This window comes from Frankia sp. Mgl5, assembly GCF_023242985.1.
Classification (GTDB): Bacteria; Actinomycetota; Actinomycetes; order Frankiales; family Frankiaceae; genus Parafrankia; species Parafrankia soli.
In genome coordinates, this window is record NZ_JALKFY010000710.1 from 1 (window position 1) to 6,707 (window position 6,707).

Annotated in this window: 4 protein-coding genes and 2 pseudogenes; 5 read left to right on the forward strand and 1 reads right to left on the reverse strand. The window is 69.5% G+C overall.

Translation table 11 applies throughout. The annotated features are described in order from the left end of the window. The 3 genes from cysC to MXD62_RS26715 all read left to right on the forward strand — a co-directional run. A partial coding sequence (gene cysC, locus MXD62_RS26705) for an adenylyl-sulfate kinase (protein ID WP_248832174.1) occupies nucleotides 1-1,629 on the forward strand: 1,629 nt, incomplete at its 5' end. Nucleotides 1,630-1,634: 5 nt separating this feature from the next. Continuing rightward, nucleotides 1,635-2,348, forward strand: a complete 714-nt coding sequence (locus MXD62_RS26710; protein WP_248832175.1) for a 3'(2'),5'-bisphosphate nucleotidase CysQ — start codon at nucleotides 1,635-1,637, stop codon at nucleotides 2,346-2,348. A 150-nt stretch (nucleotides 2,349-2,498) separates the two neighbouring features. Beyond that, nucleotides 2,499-3,902, forward strand: a complete 1,404-nt coding sequence (locus tag MXD62_RS26715) for an FAD/NAD(P)-binding protein (protein ID WP_248832176.1) — start codon at nucleotides 2,499-2,501, stop codon at nucleotides 3,900-3,902. A gap of 405 nt (nucleotides 3,903-4,307) precedes the next feature. Here MXD62_RS26715 and MXD62_RS39880 read toward each other — a convergent pair. Further along, nucleotides 4,308-4,695: pseudogene (locus MXD62_RS39880) on the reverse strand (transposase); the annotation flags it as partial. A 186-nt stretch (nucleotides 4,696-4,881) separates the two neighbouring features. On the opposite strand from MXD62_RS39880, the gene MXD62_RS26720 reads away from it, so the two are divergent. Together MXD62_RS26720 and MXD62_RS26725 are read left to right on the forward strand one after the other, a co-directional pair. Then, nucleotides 4,882-5,556 carry a TetR/AcrR family transcriptional regulator gene (locus MXD62_RS26720; protein WP_248832177.1) on the forward strand — a complete coding sequence of 225 codons (675 nt, stop codon included), beginning with the start codon at nucleotides 4,882-4,884 and terminating at the stop codon, nucleotides 5,554-5,556. A 391-nt stretch (nucleotides 5,557-5,947) separates the two neighbouring features. Continuing rightward, a pseudogene (locus MXD62_RS26725) lies at nucleotides 5,948-6,707 on the forward strand (helix-turn-helix domain-containing protein); the annotation flags it as partial.

The following is a 6,707-nucleotide window of genomic DNA, read 5'->3' on the forward strand; positions in this document are numbered from 1 at the left end:
AAGTTCATCGTCGCGGACACCCCCGGGCACGAGCAGTACACCCGGAACATGGTCACCGGGGCGTCCACCGCGGATCTGGCGGTGATTCTCGTCGACGCCCGCAAGGGTGTGCTCACCCAGACCCGGCGACACAGCTACCTAGTCTCCTTACTCGGGATCCGCAACATAGTCCTGGCGATCAACAAGCTGGACCTCGTCGACTACTCCCGGGACGTGTTCGCCGGCATCGAGGCGGACTACCGGGCGTTCGCGGCCGAGATCGGACTGAGCGACATCGTCGCGATCCCGTTGTCCGCGCTGGCCGGGGACAACATCACCGCACTGTCGCCGAACACTCCCTGGTACACCGGCCCCACCCTCGTCGGTCACCTGGAGTCCGTCGAGATCGCCGACGACCTGCACACCGGCTCGTTCCGCCTGCCCGTGCAGTGGGTCAACCGGCCCAACCTGGACTTCCGTGGCTTCTCCGGGCAGATCGCCGGCGGTGCCGTGCGCCCCGGGGACCGCGTTCGAGTGCTGCCGTCCGGTCAGGAAAGCACCGTCGCGCGGATCGTCACCGCCGACGGCGACCTCGACGAGGCGGCCGCGGGCCAGTCGGTCACTCTCACGCTCACGGACGAGATCGACGTCAGCCGCGGCGACGTCCTCGCCGCGGCCTCGGATCCGCCCGCCGTCGCGGACCAGTTCGAATGCCACCTCGTCTGGATGGCCGAGGAACCCATGCTCCCGGGCCGTCCCTACCTGCTCAAGATCGGGAGCCGCACTGTCGGGGCGACGGTCACTCAGCCGAAGTACAAGGTCAACGTCAACACTCTCGAGCACACCGCCGCCCGCACCCTCGATCTCAACGAGATCGGCGTGTGCAACATCAGCCTCGACCGGCAGATCCCGTTCGACCCCTACACCGCCAACCGGGACCTGGGCGGGTTCATCCTCATCGACCGCTTCACCCAGGCCACCGTGGCCGCCGGGCTGCTGCACTTCGCGCTGCGGCGTGCCGACAACGTGCACTGGCAGGCGGTCGAGGTGGACAAGGACGCCCGCGCCCGGCTGAAAGGGCAGCGCCCGGCGGTCGTCTGGTTCACCGGCCTGTCCGGTGCCGGGAAGTCGACCATCGCGAACCTGGTCGAGAAACGGCTCCACGAGCAGGGCTGCCACACCTACCTGTTGGACGGTGACAACGTCCGGCACGGCCTGAACAAGGATCTCGGGTTCACCGACGCCGACCGGGTCGAGAACATCCGCCGCGTGGCGGAGGTGGCCCGGCTCATGGTCGACGCGGGCGTCATCGTGCTGGCCTCGTTCATCTCCCCGTTCCGCGCCGAACGTGCGCTGGCCCGTGACCTGCTCGGCGAGGGCGAGTTCGTCGAGGTGCACGTGGACGCGCCCCTGGCGGTGGCCGAGGCCCGGGACCGCAAGGGGCTCTACGCCAAGGCCCGGCGCGGAGAACTGGTCCACTTCACCGGCATCGACTCCCCGTACGAGCCCCCCGAGAACCCCGAACTGCGCCTTGACGCCAGCGGCGCCCACCCGGCCGCGGCCGCCGCGGACCTGGTCGTCGACCACCTGCGTCAGGCCGGTGTGCTCGCCCCGCCCGCGTCTCGCCCGACCCCGCCCGCCGGAGCATGAACAGCATGGACGATCACGCACTTGCCGCTGCCCTCGCCGAGAAGGCGGGGTCCCTCCTCCTCGACATCCGCGGGCAGGGTGGCGCCGAGGGGGATCGCCAGTCCAACGAGCTGCTGCTGCGCCTGCTGGCGCAGGCACGTCCGGACGACGCCGTGCTGTCCGAGGAGAGCGCCGACGATCCCGTCCGCCTCACCCGGGGCCGGGTCTGGATCATCGACCCGCTTGATGGCACCCGCGAGTACGGCGAGCCGCCACGGGACGACTGGGCCGTCCACGTCGCCCTCGCCGTCAACGGGACACCCACGGCGGGCGCGGTCGGACTGCCCGCCGCCGGCCTCGTGCTGCACACCGGCGAACCACCGGCCCTCGCCGCCCCGACATCCGGCCCGGTCCGCCTCGCCGTCTCGCGCACCCGCCCACCCGCCTGCGTCGACCAGCTTGTCGCCCGCCTGGACGCGGCACTGGTCCCCATGGGTTCCGCCGGCGCCAAGGCCATGGCCGTCGTCCGCGGCGACGTCGACGTCTACGCCCACTCCGGCGGCCAGTACGAATGGGACTCCGCCGCCCCCGTCGCCGTCGCCCACGCCGCGGGCCTGCACACCTCCCGCCTCGACGGCAGCCCCCTCCGCTACAACGAGCCCAACCCCTACCTGCCCGACCTGCTCATCTGCCGCCCGGAACTCGCCGACACCGTCCTGCGCGCACTCCATGACGCCTGACCGGGGCCCCCGCGGCCTTTCCCCGCGGGCCGCCGGGAAGGGCTGCCGGCACACGGGCAGCGGGAAGCCGGGATGACTCACGCCGAGGGACATGCGCGCGGTGACGCAGCTGCCGGGTATCGAGGTCGGACAGGTGTCGGCGGCCCGTCCGTGGCGATCGTGGGAGGAGGCGCCAGCGGCGCGCTGTGCGCGACGTACCTGCTGCGGGAGTCGAAAAGGTCCGGAGCGCCGGTCCGCATCACGATCATCGACCGCGGTGCCGGCTATGGGCCAGGGCTCGCCTACGGGACCACGTATCCCCGGCACCACCTCAACGTGCCGGCCGGCCGTATGAGCGCCTTTCCCGACCAGCCGGAGCACTTGGTCGAATGGGCGCGGGGCGCCGGAGTCCCAGCGGACCCCGGTGCTTTCCTGGCACGCGGACTCTACGGGTCCTATCTGACCGAGGTCCTCGCCTCGGCCGAGCGAGACGCGCTGCCCGGCGCGATCGAGCGGGTGCCGGCCGAAGCCACCGAGGTCTCCGCCGCCCCGGACACCGCAGGGCTCCGGATCGGGCTGCTGGGCAGGGAGCCGATCGACGCCGACTGCGCGATCCTGGCGCTCGGCGTTCTTCCCAGGGAGCCTCCCGGCTGGGCAACGAAGCCCGGCTGCGCCGCGCGCTACGTGGCGGACCCGTTGCGCGGGGACGCTCTCGGACGCATCGAGGACGGGGACGACGTTCTCCTGCTGGGCACCGGGCTCACGATGGTGGATGTGGCTCTGCGGCTCACGGAGCGGCGGCCGAGGTTGACGATCCATGCCGTCTCCCGGCATGGCCTGCTTCCCCACCGGCACCGGCCGGCGGATCCCGCAGCGGGCCCGGTCCCCGCGGTGAATTTCAGCCCGTCGTCCGGTGCGGGCCCTCGTGACCTGGTCCGCGCGATCCGCCGCGCCGCGGCGGTGGACCCCTGTCGGTGGCGCGAGGTCGTCGACAGCCTGCGAGCCCGGTCAGAGCAGGTGTGGAACGGACTCGACCACGACTCCCGACGTGTTCTCCTCGCCCGGTTCGGGCGCTACTGGGACATCCACCGTCACCGGATGGCGCCCGAGGTCGCTGTCTGGATCGACGACCTGGTGCGGCGGCGGCAGCTGCGGCTCGGCCGGGGCAGCGTCGTCGAGGCGGCGAACGACGGCGACGCGCTGCTGGTCAGGCTCCTGCATGACGGCCAGCTCCGTGAGCGGCGGTTCCACTGGATCGTCGACTGCTCGGGCCCGCCGGCCGACGTCTCGCGCTCCCCGGACAGGCTGACAGCCCAGCTCCTCACCTCGGGTTTCGCGCGAGTCGAACCGCTACGCCTCGGGCTGGAGACGGATCCGAGCGGGCGACTGATCGCTCGCGACGGGCGACCCCACAGCAACGCCTTCACGATGGGCCCCCCGCGCCGGGGCGGCCTGTTCGAGACGACGGCGATCCCGGAACTCAGAGAACAGGCCCAATCACTGGCGGAGAAGATATCGGCGCTGCTTTACAGCGGAAGTCGGGACGGCTGTGCCGGAACTCGTACCACCCAGTAGATCACTCGAATAACACTCATGGACCTCTCCCAGAGTCCATTGCGGCATAAAACACTGACCCACCACGGACTACGACGAATCTCGGTCCCCGCCCGTATCGATCAGGGCGCCGACACGGCCCGCGGGCACTCTCCCAAGCGTTAGCTCGATCACCTGGCCTGTTTGGCGGGTAGCTCGGTTATGGCGCAGACGGTTTCGCGCCGGGCTGACAGCCGGTCGTCCGCCGCCGGTGAATCTACACAACCTGCAGGGTGCAAGGGAAGTCCTGTGAACCGCATGGTCGAACTGCACGGAGTAACCATCCCGAGCAGGTCAAGATCGTATTGCTCACCACCCCCGCCCGGACGGGACGGGCGCACGTCACTCCAACCCCCGACCGCTCCGACGTCAGGCGTCGGTTCGACAGGACGGGCCGTCGTCGCACCAGGGCCCGGCCGCGATCAGACGGCCCACGACAGCGCGGAGCTGATCAGCGATCACTGTCGTGGCCTCGACGGCGGGGCCGAATCGAACCCCTCAGGACCTCGGTCCACGACGCTCGACCGGGTTCGAGGGCCGCAACGAAGGAGTGTGGCCGGCTTGGGATCAGCTGAGGCTAGTTCGTCGCCCGGCCATACCTAAGGTAGAACTCCCCGCTCCGCGCTGATCGACGCCTCCGAGCCCAGCCACGGACTGGCATTCACCACAAGGACGAGCCGTCCGTCGGTCGCCGAGAGCACCACAAGGCTGGTGCGTGCGCGCTGGAGCGGGCGATCTCTCACCGTCCACTGTTCAGCCCGTCGCACAAGGCCCCCGTGGCCCCGACCCTGCGCTAGGGCCACTGACGGCTCCCTTGGCGAGAGCACGCTCTTCCTAAGATCGCCCTCGTCGCTAGGACACGCCGACCCTCCCCACAGCACCAGCAGCTGTTACACAGCGTAACATTCGGGGATGAAGCGACAAGCTAAGACGGTTGACTCTCACGGTTCCGCGTGTTTCGATGCCTGACGTGCTGACGATCTCGCCGTCGACGAAGGAGCAGATCGTCCGGGCCGCCGAGCAACTCTTCGCCGAGCGGGGCATCGAGGGGGTATCTCTGCGGCAGATCGGCGCTGCCGCGGGGAACGGCAACAACTCCGCAGTCCAGTACCACTTTGGCTCGAAGGACCAACTGATTCGGGCAATCTTTGAGTACCGCCTGCCGTCTCTGCACGAGAGACGCCGGATACTCATCGCCCGGCTGCACCCTAACGACCTGCGGTCGTGGGTCGAGTGCTACGTATTGCCGATCCTCGAACAGGGAGAACAGAAGGAGAGTAACTACCTGAGTTTCGTGGCCATGCTGCAACCTTACGGTCGCCGGCAGTTCTTTGCCACGCTTGCCGAGGAGTTCCAGCAGGCGACGCAGGCCTTTCACGAACAAGTCAGATCCCTGCTCCCGCACATCCCCGAGCCGCTGCGGACCCACCGCATCGCCCAGGCTCTCGCGTTCAGCGTGCACGCCGCGGCAGACCGTGAGCGGGCGCAGGCCGGCGGCCGACGCGTGCTCCCCTTCGCCGTCCACGTCAGCGATCTTCTCGACGGCCTGGTGGGCTTCCTCGAGGCACCGGTGTCGCCGCACGCGCTCGCCGCGCTCGAAGGCGCAGACCCCGACGATCTGCCCCTAATCCCCTAGACAAAAATCGGCGAGCTCCTGCCAGTACGCTGGTCGTGATCTCGGTGCTCGCCGCCAGCCAGGCCCGGCCGCGCTGCGCCTGCTCGTAGAGCCGGCGCGGCTCGCCCTCGGCCTGACGCAGATCGGTGATGTCGGTGAGACAAGCGCGAGCATCTCCTCACCGCCCCGCAGGTAAGGGATCATCACCGTGACCCGCATCGACCGGCCGGGGCCGTGTTCTCTTCCCGCCAGGTCGAGATCACCGACCTGGGCGTGGTGAGTGCTGCCGCGTTCCCGTTGGCTGGTGCCATTGCCTGTCGCGCGATGACATCGGACCTGGTCGGCGGCTATCTCCGTGTCGACTCCTGCCTATGGGGCTCCAGAACCTCGATTTGGGCGGTGACCTGCACGTTTGCCCGCCGGACTGGGCCTGTGTCGGGCAGGCTGGATGGTCATGGTGTGGTCGCTGCTCTACGCCCTGACACGCAACACTCTCGGACTGATGCTGCTCCGAGTCCGCGGGGACACCGCGAAGGACGTAGAGCTCCTCGTCCTGCGACACCAGGTGGCAGTGTTACGACGGCAGGTGAACCGCCCGACGCTGGAACCGGCGGATCGGGTGATCCTCGCAGCCCTGTCCCGGCTGCTACCCCGGGCCCGCTGGGGTTCGTTCGTCATCACCCCGGACACCGTGCTGCGCTGGCACCGCGAGCTCCTCGCCCGACAACGGACCTACCCACGCAAGACCCCCGGACGGCCACCGATCCGCAGGGAGATCCTGCGAGCTGGTCCTGCGCCTCGCACGGGAGAATCCGACCTGGGGCCACCGCCGGATCCAGGAAGAGCTCGTCGGGCTGGGCTACCCGGTCGGGGTGGCCACCGTCTGGCGGATCCTGCACCGCGCCGGCGTCGATCCCGCGCCCCGGCGGGCCGATGCCTCCTGGCGCACGTTCCTACGTGCCCAGGCCTCCGGCATCCTCGCCTGCGATTTCTTCACCGTGGACACCGTATTCCTCCAACGAATCTACGTGTTCTTCGTCGTCGAGCACGCCACCCGCCGTGCCCACGTCCTCGGGGTCACGAAGCATCCAACCGCGGCCTGGGTCACCCAGGTGAGTAGCCGGGGGGAATCGCACCCCCCGGCTCTCGCAGAACCGGGCGTAAACCTCTCG

Coding starts and splice junctions, on each gene's coding strand:
- MXD62_RS26710 (WP_248832175.1), top strand. CDS start 1,635: ATGGACGATCACGCACTTGCCGCTGCCCTCGCCGAGAAGGCGGGGTCC.
- MXD62_RS26720 (WP_248832177.1), top strand. CDS start 4,882: ATGCCTGACGTGCTGACGATCTCGCCGTCGACGAAGGAGCAGATCGTC.